The sequence below is a fragment of the Pseudonocardia tropica genome, from assembly GCF_040105315.1.
Lineage (GTDB): Bacteria > Actinomycetota > Actinomycetes > Mycobacteriales > Pseudonocardiaceae > Pseudonocardia > Pseudonocardia alni.
On sequence record NZ_JBEDNP010000007.1, the window covers coordinates 42,759 to 66,642 of the forward strand.

General features: G+C 74.5%; 21 protein-coding genes. 10 read left to right on the plus strand and 11 right to left on the minus strand.

The genetic code is table 11. The annotated features are described in order from the left end of the window. The first annotated feature begins 148 nt into the window (after positions 1-148). From WHI96_RS13340 to WHI96_RS13350, 3 genes are all read left to right on the plus strand, one after another. Positions 149-1,426 carry an MFS transporter gene (locus WHI96_RS13340; RefSeq protein WP_345650982.1) on the plus strand — a complete coding sequence of 426 codons (1,278 nt, stop codon included), beginning with the start codon at positions 149-151 and terminating at the stop codon, positions 1,424-1,426. A 100-nt stretch (positions 1,427-1,526) separates the two neighbouring features. Next, the gene (locus WHI96_RS13345) at positions 1,527-2,261 is read left to right on the plus strand and encodes a dienelactone hydrolase family protein (RefSeq protein ID WP_345650946.1); all 735 of its coding nucleotides are present in this window, start codon (positions 1,527-1,529) and stop codon (positions 2,259-2,261) included. A 20-nt stretch (positions 2,262-2,281) separates the two neighbouring features. Further along, positions 2,282-3,928, plus strand: coding sequence for an ABC-F family ATP-binding cassette domain-containing protein (locus WHI96_RS13350; protein WP_345650949.1), 1,647 nt, complete (start codon positions 2,282-2,284; stop codon positions 3,926-3,928). Positions 3,929-4,077: 149 nt separating this feature from the next. On the opposite strand, the gene WHI96_RS13355 is transcribed toward WHI96_RS13350, so the two are convergent. From WHI96_RS13355 to WHI96_RS13370, 4 genes are all read right to left on the minus strand, one after another. Further along, positions 4,078-4,389 (minus strand): adhesin, encoded by a 312-nt coding sequence (locus WHI96_RS13355; protein WP_345650951.1) that lies wholly within the window; start codon positions 4,387-4,389, stop codon positions 4,078-4,080. A gap of 186 nt (positions 4,390-4,575) precedes the next feature. Next, positions 4,576-5,400, minus strand: a complete 825-nt coding sequence (locus WHI96_RS13360; protein WP_345650953.1) for an aldo/keto reductase — start codon at positions 5,398-5,400, stop codon at positions 4,576-4,578. Between the two features lie 74 nt (positions 5,401-5,474). Then, the gene (locus tag WHI96_RS13365; protein ID WP_345650955.1) at positions 5,475-6,320 is read right to left on the minus strand and encodes a patatin-like phospholipase family protein; all 846 of its coding nucleotides are present in this window, start codon (positions 6,318-6,320) and stop codon (positions 5,475-5,477) included. Positions 6,321-6,366: 46 nt separating this feature from the next. Then, positions 6,367-9,261: an FAD-binding and (Fe-S)-binding domain-containing protein gene (locus tag WHI96_RS13370; RefSeq protein WP_345650958.1), complete on the minus strand. Its 2,895-nt coding sequence runs from the start codon at positions 9,259-9,261 to the stop codon at positions 6,367-6,369. Positions 9,262-9,375: 114 nt separating this feature from the next. Between WHI96_RS13370 and WHI96_RS13375 the strand changes: the two genes are divergently transcribed. Further along, positions 9,376-10,269 carry an aminoglycoside phosphotransferase family protein gene (locus tag WHI96_RS13375; RefSeq protein WP_345650961.1) on the plus strand — a complete coding sequence of 298 codons (894 nt, stop codon included), beginning with the start codon at positions 9,376-9,378 and terminating at the stop codon, positions 10,267-10,269. A gap of 17 nt (positions 10,270-10,286) precedes the next feature. After that, positions 10,287-11,189, plus strand: a complete 903-nt coding sequence (locus WHI96_RS13380; protein ID WP_345650964.1) for a 1,4-dihydroxy-2-naphthoyl-CoA synthase — start codon at positions 10,287-10,289, stop codon at positions 11,187-11,189. A 1-nt stretch (position 11,190) separates the two neighbouring features. Here the strand turns inward: WHI96_RS13380 and WHI96_RS13385 are convergent, their stop codons facing one another. Continuing rightward, entirely contained in the window at positions 11,191-11,442 is a 252-nt protein-coding gene (locus WHI96_RS13385; protein ID WP_349302384.1) for a hypothetical protein, read from the minus strand. A 175-nt stretch (positions 11,443-11,617) separates the two neighbouring features. On the opposite strand from WHI96_RS13385, the gene menE reads away from it, so the two are divergent. The 3 genes from menE to WHI96_RS13400 all read left to right on the plus strand — a co-directional run bounded on the left by menE (position 11,618) and on the right by WHI96_RS13400 (position 15,760). Then, positions 11,618-12,832: an o-succinylbenzoate--CoA ligase gene (menE, locus tag WHI96_RS13390; RefSeq protein WP_432422460.1), complete on the plus strand. Its 1,215-nt coding sequence runs from the start codon at positions 11,618-11,620 to the stop codon at positions 12,830-12,832. A 226-nt stretch (positions 12,833-13,058) separates the two neighbouring features. After that, complete coding sequence (locus tag WHI96_RS13395) at positions 13,059-14,753, plus strand: DUF8814 domain-containing protein (RefSeq protein WP_345640474.1); 1,695 nt, start codon at positions 13,059-13,061, stop codon at positions 14,751-14,753. A gap of 134 nt (positions 14,754-14,887) precedes the next feature. Then, the gene (locus WHI96_RS13400; RefSeq protein ID WP_345640471.1) at positions 14,888-15,760 is read left to right on the plus strand and encodes a 1,4-dihydroxy-2-naphthoate polyprenyltransferase; all 873 of its coding nucleotides are present in this window, start codon (positions 14,888-14,890) and stop codon (positions 15,758-15,760) included. Positions 15,761-15,850: 90 nt separating this feature from the next. On the opposite strand, the gene WHI96_RS13405 is transcribed toward WHI96_RS13400, so the two are convergent. After that, the gene (locus WHI96_RS13405) at positions 15,851-16,282 is read right to left on the minus strand and encodes a DUF4229 domain-containing protein (RefSeq protein WP_345640468.1); all 432 of its coding nucleotides are present in this window, start codon (positions 16,280-16,282) and stop codon (positions 15,851-15,853) included. 91 nt (positions 16,283-16,373) lie between these two features. Further along, positions 16,374-16,679 (minus strand): DUF6355 family natural product biosynthesis protein, encoded by a 306-nt coding sequence (locus WHI96_RS13410; protein ID WP_345640465.1) that lies wholly within the window; start codon positions 16,677-16,679, stop codon positions 16,374-16,376. A 718-nt stretch (positions 16,680-17,397) separates the two neighbouring features. Here WHI96_RS13410 and WHI96_RS13415 point away from each other — a divergent pair. After that, positions 17,398-17,610 carry a BldC family transcriptional regulator gene (locus tag WHI96_RS13415; protein ID WP_073576557.1) on the plus strand — a complete coding sequence of 71 codons (213 nt, stop codon included), beginning with the start codon at positions 17,398-17,400 and terminating at the stop codon, positions 17,608-17,610. A gap of 85 nt (positions 17,611-17,695) precedes the next feature. Continuing rightward, a complete protein-coding gene (locus WHI96_RS13420) occupies positions 17,696-17,929 on the plus strand; it encodes a hypothetical protein (protein WP_062398018.1) in 234 nt (77 codons plus the stop codon). Positions 17,930-18,057: 128 nt separating this feature from the next. Here WHI96_RS13420 and WHI96_RS13425 read toward each other — a convergent pair whose 3' ends face one another. The 4 genes from WHI96_RS13425 to WHI96_RS13440 all read right to left on the minus strand — a co-directional run bounded on the left by WHI96_RS13425 (position 18,058) and on the right by WHI96_RS13440 (position 23,792). Further along, entirely contained in the window at positions 18,058-19,350 is a 1,293-nt protein-coding gene (locus WHI96_RS13425) for a MinD/ParA family ATP-binding protein (protein ID WP_345640497.1), read from the minus strand. 974 nt (positions 19,351-20,324) lie between these two features. Then, positions 20,325-21,272, minus strand: a complete 948-nt coding sequence (gene ccsB, locus WHI96_RS13430; protein ID WP_345640460.1) for a c-type cytochrome biogenesis protein CcsB — start codon at positions 21,270-21,272, stop codon at positions 20,325-20,327. Beyond that, positions 21,262-22,926, minus strand: coding sequence for a cytochrome c biogenesis protein ResB (resB, locus tag WHI96_RS13435; RefSeq protein ID WP_345640456.1), 1,665 nt, complete (start codon positions 22,924-22,926; stop codon positions 21,262-21,264). Before resB ends, ccsB begins: the two co-directional genes overlap by 11 nt. Continuing rightward, complete coding sequence (locus WHI96_RS13440; RefSeq protein ID WP_345640452.1) at positions 22,926-23,792, minus strand: cytochrome c biogenesis CcdA family protein; 867 nt, start codon at positions 23,790-23,792, stop codon at positions 22,926-22,928. The genes resB and WHI96_RS13440 overlap by 1 nt, the downstream gene beginning before the upstream one ends. Positions 23,793-23,884: the final 92 nt, after the last annotated feature.

Here is a 23,884-nt window from a genome sequence, read left to right on the forward strand (position 1 = left end):
CGGACCTACCGTGACGCCACCGCAGAAGTCTCGTCGATGGGGAGAGACCGTGTCCGACACGCACACCGGCGCCACCGCGCCGGATTCACCGACACCACCCGCGTCCGACCAGCCGCGCACCCCGATCGCGAAGGTCGTCGCGGGGAGCATGCTGGGCACGACCGTCGAGTGGTACGACTACTTCCTCTACGGCGTCGCCGCCGCCCTGGTGTTCCCGGCGGTGTTCTTCCCCGAGTCCGACGGCGCGACCGGGACCCTGCTCTCGCTCGGCACGTTCGCGGTCGGGTTCATCGCGCGCCCGGTGGGCGGCCTGGTCTTCGGCCACTACGGCGACAAGATCGGCCGCAAGAAGCTGCTGGTCCTGTCGCTGATGATGATGGGCGCCTCGACGTTCGCGATCGGCCTGCTGCCAGCCTACGCCACGATCGGGATCGCCGCGCCGCTGCTGCTCGTCGTGCTGCGGCTGATCCAGGGCTTCGCGCTGGGCGGTGAGTGGGGCGGCGCGGTCCTCATCGTCTCCGAGCACGGGAAGCCCGAGCACCGTGGGTTCTGGGCGAGCTGGCCGCAGGCCGGTGCCCCGGCCGGTCAGCTGCTGGCCAACGGCCTGCTCGCGATCATGGCGCTGGTGCAGTCCGAGGAGGCGTTCCTGGCCTGGGGCTGGCGGATCCCGTTCCTGCTGTCCGCGGTGCTGGTCCTGATCGGCCTCTACGTCCGCCTCGCCGTCGAGGAGTCCCCGGTCTTCCGGGAGGCGCAGGCCAGGGCCGCCGCACGGGCCGCGGCCGGCGAGAAGGACACCATGCCGATCCTGGACGTCCTGCGGCTCTACCCGCGCGAGGTCCTCACCGCGATGGGCGCCCGGTTCGCCGAGAACGTCTCGTACTACATCTTCACGATCGTCATCTCGACGTACGTGAAGGAGCAGTTCGGGCTGCCGTCGTCGTTCGTGCTGGGCGCGGTGCTGATCGGTGCCGCGGTGCACCTGGTGACCACCCCCATGTGGGGTGCGGTCTCCGACCGGGTCGGCCGCAAGCCGGTCTACCTGTTCGGCGCCGCCGGCGTCGGCGTCTGGGCGTTCGTGTTCTTCTTCCTGGTGGACACGCAGAGCTTCGCCCTCACCGCCGTCGCGGTGACGGTCGGGCTGGTGCTGCACGGCGCGATGTACGGCCCGCAGGCGGCGTTCCTGTCCGAGCTGTTCGGGACCAAGGTGCGCTACTCGGGCATCTCGATCGGCTACCAGCTGGCGTCGGTGTTCGCGGGCGGCCTGGCCCCGCTGATCGCGGCGTCGCTGCTGGTCGCGACGGGTACCGGCTACTCGATCGCGGTGTACATCGCGATCGCGTCGGTGGTCACGATCATCGCCGTGGCGAGCTACTCGGAGACCCGGACCCGGCGCCTCGACGACGACGACGCGCTGACCAGGACCTGATCCGGTACGCACCACCCGAACCGCGCCGCGGTCCGGCGGAACGCCTCCCGGGGGCGTAGAACGGGGTCGACCCGTCGATCACCCCCGGGAGGCCGGACCCGTGCCGCGCACCGAGTTCACGATCAGCACCCCCGACGGCGACGCCGCCGCCACCCTGCACACCCCGGACGGCGACGGCCCGTGGCCGGGCGTGCTCCTCTACCCCGACGCCGGCGGTGTCCGGACGGCCATCCACGACATGGCCGCGCACCTGGCGTCGCTCGGGTACGCGGTGCTGCTGCCCGACGTCTACCACCGGCACGGCGACTGGGCCCCGTTCGACTTCGCCACCGTGTTCTCCGACAGGCCCGAGCGGGCCCGGCTGATGGGGATGGTGGGCTCGCTGACGCCCGAGCTCGTCGCCGTCGACGCCGAGGCGTGGGTGACCGCGCTGCTGGACCGGCCGGAGGTCGGCGGCAGGGCGGTCGGCACCACCGGCTACTGCATGGGCGGGGTGATGAGCCTGCGCACCGCCGCGACGCAGCCCGAGCGGGTCGCGGCCGCGGCGTCGTTCCACGGGGGCAACCTCGCCACCGACGACCCGGCCAGCGTGCACCGGCTCGCCGACCGCATCCGGGCCGAGGTCTACGTGGCCGGCGCGACCGACGACGACTCCTTCCCCGACGAGCAGAAGCAGCGCCTCGGCGACGCGCTGTCCGCGGCCGGGGTGTCGGCGACCCTGGAGAGCTACGCGGCGGCGCACGGTTTCGCGGTGCCGGACGCCCCCACCCACGACGACGACGCCGAGCAGCGGCACTGGGACGCCCTGCACCGGCTCTTCGGGGCGAACCTGTAGGGGTAGCGTCTGCGCTCGACATGAGCGCGACCCTTCACGTGAGCGGCCTGGCCGCGGGCCACGGCGACCGACCCCTGTTCTCCGGGCTGGACCTCGTCGTCGCGCCCGGCGACGTCATCGGGCTGGTCGGTGCCAACGGCGCCGGCAAGTCCACCCTGCTGACGGTGCTGGCCGGCTCGCGGCCCCCGGACGGCGGGTCGCTGACCCTCGCCCCGCCCGACGCGACCGTCGGGCACCTGCCGCAGGAGCCCGACCGGCGTCCCGGGGAGACGGTCGCGGGGTTCCTGGCGCGCCGGACCGGCGTCGCCGACGCGCAGGCGACGATGGACGCCGAGGCGGAGGGGCTGGCGTCGGGGATCCCCGGCGCCGACGACCGGTACGCCGCCGCGCTGGACCGGTGGCTGGCCCTCGGCGGCGCCGACCTGGACGAGCGCTCCGGTGAGGTGCTGCGCGAGGTCGGGCTGGCGGTCGGCCCGGACGCCCCGACGACCGGGCTGTCCGGCGGGCAGGCGGCGCGGGCGAACCTCGCGGCGCTGCTGCTGTCCCGCTACGACCTGCTGCTGCTCGACGAGCCCACCAACGACCTCGACCTCGACGGCCTGGAGCGGCTGGAGCGGTTCGTGGGCGGCCTGGCCCGGCAGGGCACGCCGACGGTGCTGGTCAGCCACGATCGGGAGTTCCTGGCGCGCACGGTCAACCGGATCGTCGAGCTGGACCTGGTCCAGCAGCGGATCGACGTCTACGACGGCGGCTACGAGTCCTACCTCGCCGAGCGCGAGGTGGCCCGCCGGCACGCCCGCGAGGACTACGAGGAGTACGCCGGGAAGCTCGGGACCCTCCAGCAGCGCGCGGTCATGCAGCGCAACTGGATGGCCCAGGGCGTGCGCAACGCCCGGCGCAAGACCAGGGACCCGGACAAGAACGTCCGCGCGCAGCGCCAGGAGTCCAGCGAGAAGCAGGCCGCGAAGGCCCGGCAGACCGAGCGGGCGATCGAGCGGCTGGAGGTCGTGGAGGAGCCCCGCAAGGAGTGGGAGCTGCGGATGGAGATCGCCTCCGCGCCCCGGTCCGGGTCGGTCGTCGCGCGGGCCGACGCCGCCGCCGTGCGGCGCGGGGACTTCGCGTTCGGCCCGGCCACGGTGCAGGTGGGCTGGGCGGACCGGGTCGTCGTCACCGGCGCGAACGGGGCGGGCAAGTCGACGCTGCTCGGATTGCTGCTCGGCCGGATCGCCCCGGACTCGGGCTCGGCGGGGCTCGGGTCGGGGGTGCTGGTCGGCGAGATCGACCAGGCCCGCGGCGCCTTCCTCGGGGACGCGACGCTGCTGCGCGCGTTCGGCGAGCAGGTGCCGGACTGGCCGGAGTCCGAGGTGCGGACGCTGCTCGCGAAGTTCTCGCTGGGCGCGGACCAGGTGCTGCGGACGGCGTCGTCGCTCTCGCCGGGTGAGCGGACCCGCGCCGCGCTGGCTCTGCTGCAGGCGCGCGGGGTGAACCTGCTGGTGCTCGACGAGCCGACCAACCACCTCGACCTGCCCGCCATCGAGCAGCTGGAGCAGGCCGTCGAGGACTTCGACGGGACCGTCCTGCTGGTCACCCACGACCGCCGGATGCTCGACACGGTCCGCGCCACCCGGCGGTGGGACGTCCGCGACGGGACCGTCGTCGAACTCTGACCCGCCCCCCGGGGCTCGCCGTCACGGATCTCCCGCCGGCGCCCCCGGGGGGTCGCACTCATGGAGCTTCAGTCCGGTGGCACCGGACCTAAGCTCCATGAGTGCGCCGTGGGGTGGGGGGCGGGCCGGGAGGAGCGGGGTCCGGGTGGTCAGGCGGGAGGCTCGTCACCGGGCTGGGTGACGATCGCGAAGCGGAGTTCCTGCCCGCCCTCGTCGGTCTGCACGGGCTGTACGTCGAGGACCTTGTCGTCCAGGATCTCGGCCGCGGCGGGCTCGAGGAACACGGTGATGCCCTCCCCGCGCAGGACGGTGTCCTGGTCGTCGGCCCCCTGGGCGAGGGCCAGCTCGAGGCCCTGCGCCGGGTCGGGTGCGGAGATGCGCAGCCCCCCGTCGTCGGGCAGCTCTGCGTCGGTGCTCAGGGTCTTGATCGCCTCGGCGGCGTTCTCGGTGATCGCCAACATCGTCCCCACCGTACGGACGTGTGCGCTCACGTCCAGCGGACCGCCCCGGGTCCGGTCCCCATCGGGTGACGACCGGCGCCGTGCCCACCGCACACGGTCCTGGGTGACACGCGTCACCCGTCCGGCACGACGACGGCCCGGCGCCCCTGGGGAGGGGTGCCGGGCCGTGGTGTCGCGGGGTGCGGATCAGCCGAAGTCGTCGGGGTCCGGCCCGATGCGCTTGCCGGTGTGGAGCTTCTCCACGGCGGCGAGGTCGTCCTCGGTCAGCGCGAAGTCGAAGATCTCGGAGTTCTCCTTGATCCGCTCCGGGTTGTTCGACTTCGGGAACACGATGTTCCCGAGCTGGATGTGCCAGCGCAGCACGACCTGCGCGGCGGACTTGCCGACCCGCTCGGCGATCTCCTCGAGCTCGGGCGCGTCGAGCAGGCCCTTGCCCTGGCCGATCGGGCTCCACGCCTCCAACGCGATGTCGTGCTGCTGGAGGTACTCGCGCAGCTCGCGCTGCACGAGGTGCGGGTGGAACTCGATCTGGTTGATCACGGGGACCGTGGAGGTCTCCTTCGCCAGCCGGTCGAGGTGGTCGGCCTGGAAGTTCGAGACGCCGATGGAACGCGCCTTGCCCGCCGTGTGCGCATCCTCGAAGCCCTGCCAGGTCTCGACGTAGCGGTCCTGCTTCGGCTGCGGCCAGTGGATGAGGTAGAGGTCCACGTGGTCGAGGCCGAGCTTGGTGAGGCTCTCGTCGAGCCTGCTCACGGCGGTGTCGCGGCCGTGCCCGTCGTTGTTGAGCTTGGTGGTGATCCACAGCTCGTCGCGCGGGATGCCGGAGTCGGCGATCGCCTTCCCGACGCCTTCCTCGTTGCCGTACATCTGGGCGGTGTCGATGTGCCGGTAGCCCAGGTCGAGGGCGGCCTTCACCTTCTCCGCCGTGTCGCCCGGCTCGATCTGGAAGACACCGAACCCGAGCTGCGGGATCTCGCGGCCGTCGTTCAGCTTGATGGTGGGAAAGCTCATGACCGACGGCTACCCGTGCGCCGGCAGGCCCATGCGACCCCGTGGGATGCGTCTCGGCGGGAATGCGCCGCGGCTCAGCCCCAGACGCGCGCGACCTCGGCGGCGACGTCCGCCGCCTGCGCCCGGCCGGCCCGCGCCGAGGGCGCCCGGCGGGCCGGGTCGAGCGGGTTGCGCCCGAACGCGCGGCGCGAGCGCCGGTCCGGCTCGACGACGGCGACCCGGGCCAGCGCGCCGAGCGCCTCGGCCTGGACCCGGGGCGGCGCGGCCCCGCCGAGCCCACCGGACAGCGGCGCCACCACGACGACGCGGCCGTGGCCTGCGGCGAGGTCGGCGTTGGCCATGGAGCGGACCCCGCCGTCGATCCACCGGGTGCCCGCGGCCGTGACCGGCGGCCAGACGCCGGGCACCGCGCAGCTGGCGGCGACCGCGGTGGCGAGCTCGACGCCGTCGTCGCGGCCGAAGACCCGGAACGCGCCGGTGTGCGCGTCGACGGCGGTGACCCGCAGGTCGCGGTCGGCGGGCCAGTCCGCGCCGTCGAGCCGCGACCGGATCACCGCGATCCGCTCGGCCTCGTCGACCGTGTCGGCGTCGAGGGCGAGACGGCCGATCCGGGCCCGGACCCGGGTCGCGTCACGCGGTCCGGCGAGCGCGGCGACGCCGTAGCGGACCGCCAGCCTCAGCCCGAGGGTCGCGGCGATCTCCCCGGACGGCGGGGCGAGCTGGGTCGCGGCGAGCGCGGCCGGGTCACGCCCGACCGCCAGGTTGGTACCCACCACCGACCCCGCCGAGGTCCCGACGACGAGGTCGGCGTCGCGCAGGTCGACGCCGTCGGCGAGCAGCCCGGCCAGCAGCCCGTACATCCAGGCGATGCCGGTCAGCCCGCCGCCACCCAGTACCAGCGCCCGTCGGTCGTCGGACATGGGGTCCTCCCTCGTCGGTCTCCTGCACGATCGCCGCGGGAGACCGTCACCCCCGCAGTGCGCGGGCCGCGATCTGGGCCAGGTGCACCGGCTCCCGCTCACCGGCCTGCCGGACCTGGGTCCGGCAGGAGTAGCCGTCGGCGAGCAGATCCACGGATTCGTCGGCGGCGCGCAGCGCGGGCAGCAGGGCCCGCTCGGCGCACGCCATCGACACGTCGTAGTGGCCGTCCTCGAACCCGAAGTTGCCGGCGAGGCCGCAGCAGCCGGAGTCGAGCACGGTGGCGTCGACGCCGAGCGCGGCGAGGACCGCGCGGTCCGGCTCGGAACCCAGCTCGGCGTGCTGGTGGCAGTGGATCTGCACCAGCGCCGCGCCGTTGCCCTCACCCGCGACGGCGGCGAGCTCGTCGGCGTGCCGGGCCAGCAGCTCGGCGAAGGTCGACACCTGCCGCGCCAGCAGCGGCACCCGCGGGTCGTCGGGCAGCAGCTCCGCGGCGTCGCTGCGCAGCGCCGCGGTGCACGAGGGCTCCAGCCCGACGACCGGGACACCGGCGTCGAGCGACGGGCCGATCGCGCGCAGGCTGCGCGCCAGCACCCGGCGGGCCGCGGTGACCTGGCCGGTGGAGGTCCAGGTCAGGCCGCAGCACACGTTCTTCGGCGGCAGCTCGACGCGGTACCCGAGCCCGGTGAGGACCGCGACGGCGTCGGCGGCGATCTCCGGGTCGAAGTGGTCGGTGAAGGTGTCGGTCCACAGCAGCAGCGGGCCGCGGCTGCCGGGCGCGACGCCGAGGTCCGGCACCGTCGACATCGGCAGGCCCCTCGCGGCCTGCGCGGTGTAGGTCTCCCGGGCGATCGGCGGGATGGCGCGACGGGCGTCGATACCGCCCGCCTTCTTCGCGACCCCGGCCAGGAACGGCACCTGCGCGAGCCGGTTCAGCCCGTCGACGGCGGCCGCGGGCAGCGTGCCGACGAGCCGCATCCAGCGCGGCAGCGCGCCCATCGAGTAGTGCGACCGCGGTCGCAGCTTCCGGTGGTAGCGGTTCGCGAGGAACTCGGTCTTGTAGGAGGCCATGTCGACCCCGACCGGGCAGTCGGACTTGCAGCCCCTGCACGACAGGCACAGGTCGAGGGACTCGGCGACCTCGTCGGACTGCCAGCCGTCGGTGATGATCTCGCCGTTCGCCATCTCGAACAGCAGCCGGGCGCGTCCGCGGGTGGAGTGCTTCTCCTCCTTGGTCACGTTCCAGCTGGGGCACATCACGCCGGAGCCGGTGTCGACGGCGCACTTGCCGACGCCCAGGCAGCGCCGGGTGGCCCGGTGGAAGGAGCCGCGGTCGTGGCCGAAGGCGAGCGTCGGCTCGTCGGGCATGGTCGGCATGCCGAGCTGGACGCGCAGATTCTCGTCCATCGTCGCCGGACGCACGACGCGGCCGGGGTTCATCCGGTCGTCCGGGTCCCAGATCCCCTTGAAGTCCTCGAACGCGGCGATGATCTGCGGCGGGTACATCCGCGGGAGCAGCTCGGCGCGGGCCTGGCCGTCGCCGTGCTCGCCGGACAGCGACCCGCCGTGCGCGACGACGAGGTCCGCGGCCGCGGTCATGAAGTCCCGGAAGTTCTGCACGCCCGGCTTGGTGAGCAGGTCGAAGTCGATCCGCACGTGCAGGCAGCCGTCGCCGAAGTGGCCGTAGTAGATGCCCTTGCGGCCGTGGGCCTCCAGCACCTTGTCGAACTCGCGCAGGTAGGCGCCGAAGCGCTCCGGCGGGACGGCGGCGTCCTCCCAGCCGGGCCAGGCCTCGCCGCCCTCGGGCGAGCGGGTCAGCAGGCCAGCGCCCTCCTCGCGGATCTTCCACAGCGCGGCCATCCGGGCCGGCTCGCCGACGACGACCGCACCGGTCGTGTACGCCGTCATCGCGTCGGCGACGGCCTGCGCGGCCGCCTCCGCCTCGGCGCGGGTGGCGCCGCCGGTCTCGACGTAGAGCCAGCCCTTGCCCTCGGGGAGCATCCGGCTCGTCGTCTCGTTCGGACGCAGGGCGCGCAGCGAGGCGATCAGCCCGGCGTCCATGCCCTCGATCGTCAGCGGCGAGTGCTCGCGGACGATCATCACGTTGTCCGCGGCGTGGTAGGCGTCGGGGAAGCCGAGCACGGCCAGCGCGCGGGCGGGCGGGGACTCGACGAGGTCGACGGTCGCGGACAGGATCGTCGCGCAGGTGCCCTCGGTGCCGACCAGCGCCTTGGCCAGGTTCACGTTGCCCGGGACGAGCTGGTCGAGGTTGTAGCCCGACACCCGCCGGGTCAGCTCGGGCACGTGCTTCTCGACGTCGCCGGCGACCCGCGCGCCCAGCGCGCGCAGCGCGTCCGGGATCGCGCCGGTCTCGGTGCCGTCGCCGCCCAGCACGAGCCGCTCCCCGCGGTAGGTGAGGACCTCCAGCGATGCGACGTTGTCGACGGTCTTGCCCCAGGCCACCGAGTGCGAGCCGCAGGCGTTGTTGCCGATCATCCCGCCGATGGAGCAGCGGTTGTGCGTCGACGGGTCCGGGCCGAACGTGAGCCCGTGCGGCCTGCCCGCGTCGCGCACGGCGTCGCAGACGGCACCGGGCTGCACGGTCGCGGTCCGGGCGTCGGGGTCCACGGACAGGATCGCGTCCATGTGCGTGCGGAAGTCCATCGCGACCGCGGTGTTGACGGCCTGGCCCGCGATGGAGGTGCGCGACCCGACCGGCAGCACCGGCACGTCGTGGGTGCGGCACACGGCGACGGCGGCCTCGACGTCGGCGGCGTCGCGCGGGCAGATCACGCCGATCGGGACGCCCCGGTAGTTCGAGGCGTCCGCCGACCACATCGCGCGGCTGCCCGCGTCGAACCGGACCTCACCGCCGATGGCGGCACGCAGGTCGTTCTCCAGGGCGCGGTACGCGGTGGTGGGGCGCGCACTCTCGATGGTCACGGGGCTCCTCTCGGCCGTCCGGGGCACCCGAGACGCTACCCCGCGCCCCACGGGGCCCCGCCCGTGCCGGGACGGCGGTTGCGGTGATCCGGATCGCCGCACCAGGCTGCCCCGGTGCACCGCGACGAGCTCGCCGACACCGTCGTCCGGGTCTGGGGCGACCGGGGAGCGGCCTGGCTCGCCGGACTCGGCCCGCTGCTGGCCGGGCTGGCCGCCGAGCTGGGCCTGGAGCCCGGCCCGGCGCTGCCGCAGACCTACCACGCGGTGCGGGCGGCGACCTGCGCCGACGGGACCCCAGCCGTGCTGAAGGCGGGCGTGCCGGACGGTCACCTCGACGCCGAGATCGCCGCGCTGCGCGCCTGGGCCGGGAACGGCGCCGTCCGCCTGCTGTGGGCCGACCCGGACCGCGGCGCGCTGCTGCTGGAGCGCGCGCGGCCCGGGACCGAGCTCACGGTCCTGCCCGACGACGACGCCGTCGACGTCGTCGGCGGGCTGCTGGCCCGCCTGCACACCGCCCCCGTCCCGCCGGGGGTCGACCACGTCGCGGTCGAGCGGGCCGCGTTCGACGCCCACCTCGCCCGCCCGGACGCGGTGCTGCCCCGGCCGCTGGTGGAACGGGCGGCATCGCTGTGGACGCAGCTGTGCGGCTCCGCGGAGCGCGAGGTGCTGCTGCACGGCGACCTGCACCAGCACAACGTCCTCGCCGCGACCCGGGAGCCGTGGCTGGCGATCGACCCGCACGGACGGGCCGGCGACCCCGGCTACGACTGCGGCCAGCTGCTGTACAACCCGCTCGACGCCGACCCGGCCGAGCTGGCCCGCCGCGCGCCGGACCGGCTGGAACGGCTCGCCGACGCCGTCGGGATCGGGTGGGACCGCGCCGTCGCGTGGGGGTTCGCGGTGTGCGTGCTGTCCGAGGTGTGGGACGCCGACGGCGACGCCGGGTGGGACGGCCCGGGCCCCGCGCTGGCCGTGGCCCGACGGCTGGCGCCACTCGTCGCGGAGTGAGTCCCTAGGGTTCGGTCATGACCGTCTCCGAGACCTTCGACCCGGACGCGTGGACGCCGGTCGACGGGTTCGACTTCCGCGACATCACCTACCACCGCGCCCGCCGCACCGGCGCCGTGCGGATCGCGTTCGACCGTCCCGAGGTCCTCAACGCCTTCCGGCCGGGCACCGTCGACGAGCTCTACCGCGCCCTGGAGCACGCCCGGACCAGCGCCGACGTGGGCGCGGTCCTGCTGACCGGGAACGGCCCCTCCCCGAAGGACGGCAAGCGCGCCTTCTGCTCCGGCGGCGACCAGCGCATCCGTGGCCGCACCGGCTACCAGTACGCCTCCGGGGACACCGCGGAGACCGTCGAGCAGGGCCGGGCCGGGCGGCTGCACATCCTGGAGTGCCAGCGGCTGATCCGGTTCATGCCGAAGGTCGTCATCGCCGTGGTGAACGGCTGGGCCGCCGGTGGCGGGCACTCGCTGCACGCCGTCGCCGACCTCACGATCGCCTCCCGCGAGCACGCCCGCTTCAAGCAGACCGACGCCGACGTCGGCTCCTTCGACGGCGGCTACGGCTCGGCGTACCTGGCGCGCCAGGTGGGCCAGAAGTTCGCCCGGGAGATCTTCTTCCTCGGCCGCACCTACAGCGCCGAGCAGATGCACCACATGGGCGCGGTCAACGCCGTGGTCGACCACGCGGACCTGGAGACCGAGGCCCTGCAGTGGGCGACGGAGATCAACGGCAAGTCACCGCAGGCCCAGCGGATGCTGAAGTACGCCTTCAACCTCGCCGACGACGGCCTGGTCGGCCAGCAGCTCTTCGCCGGTGAGGCGACCCGGCTGGCGTACATGACCGACGAGGCCGTGGAGGGCCGGGACTCGTTCCTGGAGAAGCGGGACCCGGACTGGTCGCCGTTCCCCTGGCACTACTAGGTCACTCCGCGGCGGGGCGCGGCCGGGGCACGGGCACCGGCCGCGCCGCGACGACGGCCCGCGGGCCGCTCTGCTGCGGGGCGGCGACCGCCGGGCGCTGCGGCACCGCGGGCGCCGGGCCGGACGGCACGTCGAAGGCCAGGGCCGCGAGCTCGCCGGCGACCGCACGGTGCCCGTAGCCGGCGGGCCGGCGGCAGCGCAGCGAGCGCGGGCTGCCGGTCGGGGACGCGTCGGCGGTGGCGGTGTACGGCATGGTGAGCTCCTTCGAACCCGTGACCGGCGGGCGGGTGCGCCGCCGCTCTCACCCCCTGAGTCGAGTGGGAGGCCCCCCGCGTTGCACCTGCCCTACACCGTTCCCCGAATCTGATGAAGACGCCGTTCGGACGCCGCTCCCGGTTGCGTGCGTCACGACTGACAAGGTTGACAGCATGACTGTGCGCGCACTTGCGGTGGACGGCTCCGCGGAGTCGGTGACCCGGCTGGCGGCCGCGCTGCGGGCCGCCGTCGACGGCACGGGTCCCGCGGTGCTGCCCGTGCGCGCCGAGCCGGGCCCCGGGCCGGGGCCGGGCGCCGCGGGGCCGGATGCGCTGCCCGGGCCGGTGGCCCGGGCCGCCGCGGCCGGGGCGCTGCCCGACGGGCTCGCCGCGGTCGTCGCCACCTCGGGGTCGACCGGGGAGCCCAAGTACGTCGCGCTCACCGCGGACGCGCTGCGGGCCTCGGCCGCGGCGACGCACGCCCGCCTCGGCGGCCCGGGGGCGTGGCTGCTCACGCTGCCCGCCGAGCACGTCGCCGGGGTCCAGGTGGTGCTGCGCGCCCTGCTCGCGGGTACGGCCTGCGTGGTCCAGGACGTCCGCGACGGTTTCCGGCCCGGCGGCCTGGCCCGCGCCACCGGACGGATGGCGCACGGCACCCGTCGCTACACCAGCCTCGTCCCGACCCAGCTGGCGCGGATCCTCGACCACGGGAGCGCCCCGCTGTACGCCCTGGCCGGGTACGACGCCGTGCTCGTCGGCGGGGCCGCCCTGGACCCGCGGCTACGCGGGCGCGCGCTCACCGAGGGGGTCCGGGTGGTCACCACCTACGGGATGAGCGAGACCTGCGGCGGCTGCGTCTACGACGGCGTCCCGCTCGACGGCGTCGAGATCACCCTCGACCCGGCCGACGGACGGGTGGTGCTCGGCGGGCCGGTCGTCGCCGCCGGGTACCTGGACGCGCCGGGGGCGACCGCGGAGGCCTTCGTGTCCGACGGGGGCGTCCGCCGGTTCCGGACCGGGGACCTCGGCGCGCTCGCGCCGGACGGGACGCTGACCGTCCTGGGCCGGGTCGACGACGTCGTCAACACCGGGGGCGAGAAGGTCGCGCCGGCCGCGGTGGAGCGGGCGCTCCTCGCGGTCGACGGCGTCCGCGCGGCGTGCGTCGTCGGCCTCCCCGACGACGAGTGGGGCCAGATCGTGGCCGCGCTCGTGGTGCCCTCCGGGGCCACTCCGGACGATCACGCTCTGTGTGCCGCGGTCCACGCGGCGTGCGGCCGGGCCGCCGTGCCGCGGCTGCTGCTGCGGGCCGACACCGTGCCCGAGCGCGGGATCGGCAAGCCCGACCGCACCGCCGTCGCGGAGATCCTGGCGGGGGCGCGCCGCACCTGACCGCTCACCCAACGGAGTCGTTCGTCACGGGCGGGAGTCGGATCGCGGCGTTGCGTCACGGTCTCCACCACCCGATCCGTGTACACACCTTGGAGTTGGTTCACGCAGCGTGCGTTGCGCGCACCCCTGACATCGAGTGTGCTTCGACCACTGGCGACACAGAGCCCTCATCCATCACAGGGCTCCCCGTCGTCACACGAGTCACAGCGATCAGCGGGGGTTGTCCATGCGCAGCATCACGCGGGCCGGGCTGCGGGCCGTCGGTCTGCTCGCCGCGACCGGCGCGCTCTGTGCCGCCGCCACGGTCCCGGCGATGGCCGACGAGCCGGGGACGACGTGGCAGCCGGAGCTGAGCGAGGGCACCGGCAACGGTGTCGTCGTCTCGCCCGACGGGGCCCGGTTCGACCGGTCGACGGCCTTCGGGGCCCCGGCGGACGAGGGGGACACGGAGTCCTCCGCGGACCCGGCCGAGGTCGTCCCGACCGGGCTGCTGACCCTCGCGCCGCGCACCCTGGACGCCCCGACCCGGGAGGTCGACTCCCGGCTCGTCGCGGACACCCCGCCCGGCTCGACGGCGTCGGTCGACGTCCGCGGGAAGCGGGCGGGCGGCGGCTGGACCGAGTGGATCCCCGCCCGGGACTCCCGCACCGCGCTGCCGGAGGCCGTGACCGAGGTGCAGGGACGCCTGGTCCTCACCGCCACCGGTGCGGCCGACCCGACCGTGCGGGAGCTCACCCTCACCGCGACGCCCGGCTCCGGCGCCGAGAGCGAGCAGGTCACCGAGGCCGCGCCGCGCAGCTACTCGGTGTTCGCGACCCGCGAGGGGCTCGTCGGCGGCACCACCGCGAACGGCCACAAGATCGTCAACCGGGACCGCTTCGTCGCGCTGCCGTCGCGCCGGGCGCTCTCGGCCAACGGCAAGACCGACTACTCGGTCAAGGTCTGCGCCCCCAACGGGCGCTGCGCGATCGCCCCGGTCTGGGACATCGGCCCGTGGAACACCAAGGACGACTACTGGAACCCGTCGAACCAGCGGGAGATGTGGAAGGACCTGCCCCAGGGCGTGCCGCAGGCCGCGGCCGCGCGCAACGGGCACAACGGCGGCAAGGACCAGTTCGGGCGCCGGGTCGCCAACCCGGCGGGCATCGACCTGGGCGACGGCATCTTCTGGGACGTCCTCGGCCTGAAGGACAACTCGCAGGTCCAGGTCGACTACCTGTGGACCGGGTCGCAGCGGTTGTCCGCGATCCGCACCGAGGGCACCCCGGACATCCGGATCCTGTCCCGGCCCGAGGCCGGCGCGGAGTCGGTCGGGATCGCCGTCGACGCCACCGAGGTGCCGGTGCAGTGCACCTCCGGCGCGTTCGTCCGGATCGGCGACGGCCAGTACCTCCCGGCGACGGCGTTCACCGGGCTGCCGGGCGACGTCCCGGCCTGCGACGCGGCGGCCCCGTCCGCACCCGCCGCCCCCTCGCCCGCGGCTCCCTCGCCCGCGGCCCCCGCGGCCCCCGCGGCCCCCACCGCGCCCGACGCCTCCGCCGCTCCGTCGGCGCCCGACGCCTCCACGGCCTCTCCGGCGCCCGGCACCTCCGCGGCTCCCGCGGCGCCCGACGCCTCCGTCGCGGTGGGCGGTTCGCCGGCTCCGGTCCCGGCCGCCCCCGCCGCACCGTCCGCGGCCACCCCGTCCGCGGCGGCACCGTCTTCGTCGACGCCGTCCTCTTCGGCACCGTCCTCCTCGACGCCCTCCGCGGCGACGGGGCCGGGAGCCGGGGCACCGGCCGCCGGCGGGTCCACGGCGGGCACCCCCTCATCCGGGTCCGCCACCGCGCCCACCCCCGCGACCGGCGTCCCCACCGGCGACAACCAGGCCGCCCGGGTGACCCCCGGCTCGGCCCAGCGGGCGCCCTCCGGCACCTCCTGACCGTCCTGCCCGGCAGCCACACCCCTGCGCCGGTCCGCACACCCGTTGCAGCGGGTGTGACGACCGGCGCAGGGGTGTGGTCGTGCCGTGGGACGGCTCCGTCGGACGGCGGCGCGGCGGGATAGGTTTCCGGGGTGGCCACCACGGCAGAGTGGGTCGAGGGCGCGCGGCCGCGCACCCTCCCCACCGCGATCTCCCCCGTCCTCGTCGGGACCGGCGCCGCGCTCGGCGCGGGTGCCCTCGCCCCCGGCTCCGCGCTGCTCGCCCTCCTGGTGGCGGTCGCGCTGGTGATCGGGGTGAACTTCGCCAACGACTACTCCGACGGCATCCGCGGCACCGACGACGACCGCGTCGGCCCCCAGCGTCTGGTCGGCTCCCGGGCCGCCGAGCCGGCCACGGTGAAGGCCGCGGCGTTCGCCTGCTTCGGGGTCGCCGCCGTCGCCGGGCTGGTGCTCACCGCGATCTCGGGCCAGTGGTGGCTGCTGCTCGTCGGGGCGCTGTGCATCGTCGGCGCCTGGTACTACACCGGGGGCGCGCGGCCCTACGGCTACGCCGGGCTCGGCGAGGTCGCGGTCTTCGTGTTCTTCGGCCCGGTCGCGGTGCTGGGCACCATGCTGACCCAGGCCGGGTACGTCGACGCCGGCGCCGTCGGGGCCGCGGTCGGTGTCGGGTTGCTGACGTGCGCCGTGCTGGTCGCGAACAACCTGCGCGACATCCCGGGCGACCGGGTCGTCGGCAAGCGGACCCTCGCGGTGCGGCTCGGGGACCACGGAACCCGGATGCTCTACCTCGCGCTGGTGCTGGTGCCGTTCGTCGTCGCGGTCGGTGCCGCGTTCGACCGGCCGGGGGTGCTGGTGGCGCTGCTCGCGCTGCCCGCCGCCGTGCGGCCCGTGCGGATCGTGGTCGGCGGGGCACAGGGCCCCGCACTCGTCCCGGTCCTCAGGGACACCGGCCTGCTCCTGCTGGCCTGGGGTGTCGCGGTGGCGGTCGGGCTCGCGTTCGGCTGAGTGCGCTCCCGGCACCACCGCCGGGTGCCTCCGGCCGCCGCGACCCCGGCCGATCCGCCCCGTCCACACCTCGGACCGGGTCTCGGACCGTCAGCGGGTGGGGCCGTCACCCGCCGACGGGGCCGGGTCGGACCCGGTCGACACCTCGGCCCCGTCCGCGACGGGTGCGTCCGGGGAGGGCGGCGGCGCGACGGACGTGTCCGGGGACGGCGGCGGGCCGACGTCACCGCGCAGCTGGGCCCGCAGCGACGCCCGCTCGGACGACCGGCGGGCCGTCGACGCGGCGATCGCCCGGTCCAGCCGCTGCCGCAGCCCGCGGAACAGCACCATCGACAGCGGCAGTGCGACGACGAGCGCCACGAGCAGCGCGACGAGCCACGGCACGCCGATCAGCGCGAGCACGACCGTCACCACGGCGAGCAGACCGAGCCGCGCGAGCGTGTAGAGCGCCACCGTGGTGGCCGGCCCGGGCTCACCGGCGCGCTCCCGCGCCGCGGCCTGCGGTGGGGTCGGAGACGTCATGGTCTCCAGGGTACGGATCACCCCGAGCGTCCTGCCCACCCGCGCCACGCCGTTCCCGCAGGAAACGGAAGGCGGCACGGCAGCCGGTGGCTCAACAGGTACCGATGGGAACAGCGTTGCGGACCGCGCCGAGATTCGGGTTCGCGAACAACGGCGTGTCCCCCGGGGTCACGCACATCTCCTCGGTCGCATAGGTGTACTCGACCCGGATCCGCTGGTTCCCCGTCGTGCAGTTGAGATAGTTGGCCTTGTTGTTGGTGGTGTCGTTCTCCAGCGTGGAGTACCCGCACTTGGCCGCCTGCGCGGTGGTCCCGACGGCGACGAGGACCAGACCGGTACACATCGCGACGAGCGACACCGCCACCAGCGCGCCGATCCGAGTAGGCGTGCGGCGCATCAGCAACCTCCCACTGCCCGGGCGCCCGTGACCGCCTCGGACCCGGTGGCGAGACCGAGCCTCGTGTCCCCCCGTGTGACGCAGAAGGTGGGAGCGGCTCCGTTGGCCTGTTGGACGACGATCTGCTGGTTACCGGGGGAGCAGTTGCCCCAGTGCCCGATCTGTCTCTGCCCGCCGCCGATGGGCGCGCTGATCGGCCCGAGGGAGGCGCTCAGCCCGCTGGCGGGTACTTCCTCGAGCTGCTGGCTGTATCCGCACGCGACCGCCTCCGCGGCCGGGGCAGGGCCGACGAGCCCTCCGAACGAGGCGAGTGCACACGCCGCGACTCCGAGCGACATCGTACGAATCGATCTACTCATGAGTCCTCCTGATACGGACGCTGATACGGACGCGAGGTGCGGATCGGCCCTGCTGGAGCGGACAGGCGAGGCAGCGCCGTCCCTCCGAGCGTAGGTCAGGTATGCGTCATCTGCAGCAGCAGAGATAGCCCGAACGGCCCCTCGAACGTGGAGTGTCCGATTCAGGGGCAGACGTCCGCTCTAGTCGCCCTGGGTCAATCGCGGTTTTTGCCCTTTAAGAACCCTTTACTCCGACAACACCGTTCGAGTACCCGGGGTCTGTGGTGTCACGATGGCCCGGAAACCGAGAGCGGTACCCGGCCGGATGCCTCCGGCGAGCACCGTGACACAGACTCCACGTGCACTTCGGGAGGATCCCCATGGCAGCTCCGACTCAGGCACCCGAGCGTCTCCTCACCCCGGGTGAGGTGGCCACGCTCTTCCGCGTCGACCCCAAGACCGTGACCCGCTGGGCCTCGGCCGGGCGGATCGGCTCGATCCGCACGCCGGGCGGGCACCGCCGGTTCCGCGAGTCCGAGGTCCGCGGCCTGCTGGCCGACCTGACCAGCGAGGCGAACACCGGTCTCCGCTGATCCCGGGCGCACACATGGGGTGAGGGTCTCGACTTCACCCGGACGTCAGGCCACCTTCGCTACGCTGGTCAGCGGAGGTGGCCTGATGTTGTTCTTCCTGATCCTTCTCGTCGGCGCGGCCGTGGTCGCGGTGCTGCTCGTGCGGACCCTGCGGTCCGAACAGGTGGTCTCCGACCGCATCCCCCGCGCGGAGTTCCCCTGGTCGTCGGGCCAGCGGGCCGAGAAGCCGCGCGCGACCGGCCCCGACGACGATCCCGACTTCCTGCGCGAGCTCGACGAGAAGGTCCGTAACCAGGAGGACCCGCCCGAGCGTCCCTGAGCGGTTCGCTCCGGCCGGCACCTCCTCATGACGCCTTTACCGAAGGGCGGTCCACCCCACCGGGCGGACCGCCCTTCGGTGTCTCCGGTCACATCCCGGAGAGCGGCGGGGGTCGTCGCGGCCCGGGATCAGACCGGGAAGCCGTCGGCGACGGCCGCCGCCAGCTCCAGCAACGCCGTCCGGGTCGTCTCCTCCAGACGCTCCAGGTCGATCTCCGCGCCCTCCTCCAGGTGCGGGTCGAACGGCACCTTGACCACGGCCCGGCACCGTCCCGAGAAGTGCTCGGCGACGCGGTCGAGGTCCACCCCGCCACCGGCCCGCCGGTAGACGGTGTTGATGACCACGACGGCGTTGCGGACCAGCGCCCCGTAGCCGTGGGCGTCGAGCCAGTCCAGGGTCGCCGAGGCGCTGCGGGCGCCGTCGATCGAGCCCGACGACACGACGACGATCTGGTCGGCCATCCCCAGCACGCCGTACATCGCGGAGTGCATCAGGCCGGTGCCGCAGTCGGTCAGGACCAGGTTGTAGAAGTGCTCCAGCAGGTCCACCGCGCGCCGGTAGTCGTCCTCGCTGAACGCCTCCGAGACCGCCGGGTCCTGCTCGCTGGCGAGTACCTCGAGCCGGGAGACACCCTGCGAGGTGTAGGCGCGGACGTCGCTGTAGCGGCGGACCCGGTCGGCGTCGCGCAGCAGGTGACGGACGGTCGCGGTGGTCTCCAGCGGGATCTTCTGGCTCAGCGTGCCGCGGTCGGGGTTGGCGTCGACGGCCACGACCCGGTCGCCGCGGTGCGACGCGAACGTCGCACCGAGCGTCGCGGTGACCGTCGTCTTGCCGACCCCGCCCTTGAGGCTCAGCATCGCGATCTTGTGCGAGCTGATCAGCGGCCGGTTCGCGCGGGCCACGAGGTCGCGCCGGTGCAGCTCCGCGGGGCTCTCCCCCGGGTTCACCAGGCCGCCGGTGAGCACGTAGACCCAGCGACGCCACCCGCTCGTCGGCGGACGGCCCGCGCTGCCGTGCCCCGTGCGCGACGGAGCGAGGTCCAGGCCGCCGTGCGGCTCGTCGCCGCGGCGGTGCTGCGCGGCCCGGGCCTCGATCGCCTCGGGGGCCGTCCAGCGGGGCCGCTTCACCCCCGTCTGCGGACGGCCGCGCGGCGGGGTCGGCGTGCGCTGCGGCCCGGTCTCCGCGGACCCGTCGTCCCGGGCGGCGCGCCAGGGACGGTCCCCCTGGCGGGGGCGCCGGTCGTCGCGGGGGCGGTCGTCGCGGGAACGGTCCGTCCGGGTCCGGGCGGCCGGGCCGGTTCCGACGACGGGCTCCGGTACGGCGTCGTCGCGCGGGGCGGTGGAGGTGGTGGGCCCGTCCCCGGACGACGTCGCGGGGTCCGCACCGGAGGCGTCCGGCTCCGTCCGTGGACCGTCGGGCACCGGCGGCCCGGTCTCCCCGGACCGTCGGGCGGGCTGCGCCGGCTCCGCGTACCCGGGACCCGTGGCCTGCGTCGACGGCGCCGGGGCCGGCTGGGCGTACGGCGGGTAGGCGTCCGAGGTCGCGCGGCCTTCGGCCTCGGCGACGCCCGCGTGCCCGGGATCCGCCGCGACGGCCGGCGCAGCGGGGACCGCCGGGGCAGCGGGGTCAGCGGGGTCAGCGGGAACCGAGGGGGCAGCGGAGCCGGGGGCGGCGGCCGGATCGGCGTACCCGGGGGCGGCGCCTGCGTCGGCGGCTGCGTCGGCGGCTGCGTCGGCGGAGTGGCCCGCGGCCCGGTCGGAGCGGCGCCAGATGAGGTCGGCGTCGGGGTCGTCGTCGGGCACCTCGGATGCGGGCACCGCCCACCACGGCTCCGGGTCGGCGCCCGCGGCGCGGTAGAGACCGGTGTCGTCGGGACCGTGGTCGCGCACGGCCGGGTCCGGGTCGGCGTCGTCGCGCCGGTGCCGGGGGTCGCCCGCGGAGGACGGCACCCGGTCGTCGCCGGTGACGGGCCCGGTGTCGGCGGGGCCGGGCGGCTCCGGGGTCTGGCGCAGCGCGGACAGGTCCATCCCGTGCGGCGGGGTGGACGGGTCGATCTCGTCGACGAGGTCGTCGTCGATCTCGGGCAGCTCGCTGCCCCACGCCGATCCGGCGGGCGGGGTGCGGGTCCCGATGGCGGCCCGCCCGGGGGCGGGTGCCGTGGCGGCGCGCTCGGCCGCCGACGGGGTACTCGACGGGCCGTCCCCGGCCTCCGGGCCCGGCTCCGCAGCGTCGTCACCGCCCGTGCGCCTGCGACGTCCGAACGACCGGCCGGGCGACTCCGACGTGGCCCAGCGCTCCCGCACGTAGCGGCCTACCGACCCGTCGGGCTGCTCGCCGGAACCGTTCTCACTCACGGGAAACGACGGTAGTCGGGACGATCCGGGTGGTCGAGACGTCAGAAGCCCGCGTACGAGTGGAGCCCGGCCACCACCATGTTGATGAAGAACAGATTGAACACGATCGTGGCGAACCCCAGGACGTTGATCCACGCGGCGCGGGTCGACCTCCAGCCGGAGGTCGCCCGGGCGTGCAGGTACGCCGCGTACAGCACCCAGGCCACGAAGGCCACCGTCTCCTTCGGATCCCAGCCCCAGAACCGGTTCCACGCGGCCTCGGCCCAGATGGCGCCGGTGATGATGCCGAAGGTGTAGAGCGGGAACGCCAGCACGGTGACGCGGTAGGCGAGCCGGTCGAGCAGGTCGGCCGACGGGAGCCGCCCGGCGAACCGGTCGGACCGTGTGAGCAGGAACAGGACGCTGGACACGCCGGGGACGAGCAGCATCCCGGACGCCGTCGTGATCGTCGTGACGTGGACGATGATCCAGTACGACTGCAGGGCGGGGAGCACGGGAGCCGCCTGCAGGTAGAGGACCGTCCCGGTGAGGAACATCAGCAGCACGATCGGCGTGAGGACGAACGCCCCGGCGGACCGCAGACCCGGGTAGTTGCGCACCAGTACCAGCCAGACCACGACGGCCATCAGGCAGAACGCCGACGTGAACTCGTACATGTTGCCGAGCGGCCAGCGGTACGCGGCGAGACCGCGCAGCACGATGGACCCGATGTGGGTGCCCACGGCCAGCACGGTGAGGGCGATGCCGATGCGTCCGTAGCGGTCGGCGCGGGTCCGTGTGCCGGGCTGCTCGGTGGACGGCGGGTCGACCGGCTCCTCGGCCGGGCGGTCGCTCCCGGAGCCGACGGTGGTCAGCACCCCGGTCCCGAGCCGCGCCACACGCCGGGCCGCGTACTCCAGGGTGCTGAAGACCAGCGCCAGGAGCAGCACGACGAGTGTCGCCTCGAACAGCAGGTCGCTCCACTGCGACAGCACCGGGTCAAACAACATCTGTCCTCATCCGTCCGTCCTCATCGTGGTTCTCCCGCAGCATCGTGCGTGCGATGCGCTCGAACTCCTCGCCGTACCCGGCCCGGTCCGTCCGGGCGAGGCCCCCGAGCTCGACGCGGGCGTCCCCCTCACGGGGGACGACCCGGATCCACACCCGGCGCCGTCGCACGGTGAGGGACAGGGTCAGTCCGCCGACCATCGTCATCGCGGCGACGAGCACCCACACCTGGGCGGGGTCGTGGCCGATCAGCAGGTTCACCCACGGGGTGACGCCGTCGAAGCGTACGACCGTCCCGTCCGGCAGGGCGACGGTGTCGCCGATCGCCAGTCGCGCGGTCGCGACCGACCGGAGCTTCCCCTCGTCGATGTTGCGCTGGTCCACCGAGAAGATCGACTGCCCACGACCGTCGTCGATCCCCAGGTCGCCCAGCATGACGTCGACGTCGGCGACCGGGGACCGCAGGTCGGGGTGGACCGAGACCAGCCGGCCCTCCGGGTCGACCGCACCGGTGGGGGCCAGGAGCCCCGTCACCGCGAGCTGCGACGTGCGGCGGAGCGTCGGGTCGGTCACACCCGGCCGCTCGAACTTGGTCGCCCCCTCCGACAGCTGTGTCCCGCCCTGGTCGACCGGCCGCCACTGGACCTCGCCGGTCCGGCTACGACCGTCCGGCCAGGTCACCGTGAACGTCGGGGCGTACCCGTAGCCGGTCATGTAGACGCGGTCCCCGTCCGTGCGCAGCGGGTGGTTGACCGCCAGCTCGTAGGGTCTCCACTGCGTCGATCCCGCGTCCAGGTCCGCAGCGGTCTGATACCCGATCTGGGAGGCGAACGACGAAGCCTGTCCGTTGGGCAGCCAGGTCCCGTCGAACCGGTCCACCTTCACGCAGAACTGGTTGAGGTCGGTGCCGTCGACCCGGAGGCCCGCGTTGAACGAGTCGTACCCGAGGATGGAGCTGTTGCAGAACTCGCTGCCGTCGGCGCGGACGATCACGTCGCCGTCGTATCCGTAGAGCTTCCCGCCCGCCATCCCGATCAGGATCCCGATCAGGCTGAGGTGGAACACGAGGTTGCCGGCCTCCCGCAGGTAGCCCTTCTCCGCGGACACGGCCCACGCCCCGTCGGGCTCCGTCCGTTCGGCCCGACGCCACCCTCTGAGCTGCGCAAGGGCGCGTCGTCGGATGTCGTCGGCACTGCCGGCGACGACGCCGGAGTCGTGATGCGGGAGCCTCTCCAGGTTGCGTGGGGTGCGGACCGGCTGCTGGCGCATCGCGCGCCAGTACTCGCCGGTGCGGGGCAGTACGCAGCCGACCAGCGAGATCATCAGCAGCAGGTAGATGGCGGCGAACCACGGGCTCGCGAACACCTCGAACCCACCGACCGCGTCGATCACCGGCGCGACGGCGGGGTTGTCGCGGTAGAAGTCCTCCACGAGGAACGCGTTCAGCGAACGCTGCGGCAGCAGGGCCCCGGGCATCGCGGCCAGCGCCAGCAGGAACAGCAGTACCAGCGCGGTGCGCATGCTGGTCAGCCCGCGCCAGGTGTTGCGCAGGAACGCCAGCGTGCGGGCGAGCGGCCCGGGCCGCGGCGACGACGGCGGCACGCCGTCCGGTGTCGACACGGACGGCTGCGGCGGGGCGTCGGGCGGGGAGCTCATCAGATCGGCGGGGTGAATCCGGCGATCGAGACCTGCAGCTTGACCAGCCACTGGGACCACAGACCGGACACCAGCAGCGCCCCGACGAGGACCAGCAGCACTCCCCCGGCGATCTGCACCGCCCGGGTGTGTCTGCGCAGCCAGCCCAGCGCGCGCACCGCCCGGGTCGCGCCCAGCGCGATCAGCACGAACGGGATCCCGAGCCCGGCGCAGTAGGCGAGGACCAGCACGATCCCGCGCACCGAGCCGCCCCCGGTACCGGCGGCGACGGCGACCACGCCGGCCAGCGTCGGACCGATGCAGGGCACCCAGCCCAGGCCGAAGACCGCGCCCAGCAGCGGGGCGCCCGCGAGACCGGCCCGCGGCGTCCAGTGCGAGCGGTACTCGCGCTGCAGCGCGGGGATGGCACCGGCGAACGCCAGCCCCATCACGATCATCACGACGCCGCCGATGCGCTGCAGCAGCGCCTCGTTGTCGATGAGGACGTCGGACAGCCACACGACGCCGACCATGATCGCGCCGAACACGACGGTGAACCCGCCGACGAACAGCATCGCGGCTCCGGCGACCCGCCACCGGCCGTCGTCCCGGACCGGTGCTGCGGTCACGGCGGCGGCACCCGCGACGCCGTCCTGGCCGCCGTCCCCGGGCCCGGTCCCGCCCCGGCGGGCGGCGGCGCGTTCGGTGGCCTCGGCCGGGGTGACCGGCGGGGACTGCGCGCCGACGAGCCCGGCGAGGTAGGCGAGGTAGCCGGGGACCAGCGGGACGACGCACGGCGACGCGAAGCTCACCAGCCCCGCGGCGACCGAGACCAGCACTGCGAGCAGCAGCGGCCCCGAGATCGCCAGCGTCGTCGTCGCGTCCATCGCATCCCAGGGTAGAAGCCCTGCTCGGGGTACCGCGCGGCGGGTTCTACAGCGTGTAGTTCACCGGGCGGGGCGCGACCGAGCCGTCACGC